General features: G+C 63.6%; 1 protein-coding gene. It reads left to right on the top strand.

What is annotated here, in order from left to right:
* A partial coding sequence (locus tag EZI54_RS23965) for an exodeoxyribonuclease V subunit gamma (protein ID WP_165495877.1) occupies window positions 1–728 on the top strand: 728 nt, incomplete at both ends.

Below are 728 nucleotides of genomic sequence, written 5' to 3'. Positions count from 1 at the left end.
TTTCCTCAGTGGCGGTCAGGAAGCCCGGCGTCGCTACCAACTGGCCGAGCGGGTGGCGGACCTGTTCGACCAATACCAGGTCTACCGGGCCGACTGGCTGGAAAGCTGGGCTGACGGGCAGGATGTGTTGCATGTCCGCGGTTCCGAGGAGCGCGCCGTACCGGCCGAACAGCTCTGGCAGCCAGCGCTGTGGCGGGCCCTGATCGCCGATATCGAAGGCAGCGTCGCGAATACCAGCCGCGCCGAGGTCCACACTCGTTTCCTGGAAGCCGCTGCCAAACTTGATGGCAATAGCCGACCGGCTCATCTGCCACGGCGGGTGGTGGTCTTCGGCCTGTCGTCTTTGCCACAGCAAACGCTCGACGTATTGAGCGCGCTGGGCCGCTGCTGCCAGGTCATCCTGTGCGTCCACAATCCCTGCCAGTACCACTGGGCGGATATTATCGAGGACAAGGATCTGCTGCGGGCCGAACGCCAGCGCCGGGCCCGAAAACCGGGCATGCCCGTTCAACTGGATGACCACAACCTGCACCTGCACGCCAACCCGTTGCTGGCCGCGTGGGGCAAGCAGGGGCGCGACTATATTCGCCTGCTGGATCATTACGATGTGCCGGAGAGCTACGCCCACTGGCTGGACCGCGTTGACCTGTTCCGGGAAAGTGACGGCCGTTCACTGCTGCAGGATCTGCAGAACGACATCCTCAACCTGAATCCGGTGCATGAAAGCG

Origin of the sequence: Marinobacter halodurans (assembly GCF_004327985.1) — a bacterium.
In the GTDB taxonomy this organism is placed as follows: domain Bacteria; phylum Pseudomonadota; class Gammaproteobacteria; order Pseudomonadales; family Oleiphilaceae; genus Marinobacter_A; species Marinobacter_A halodurans.
Note: the sequence above shows the minus strand (reverse complement) of the source record. Positions and strands in the feature narration are given on the sequence as shown.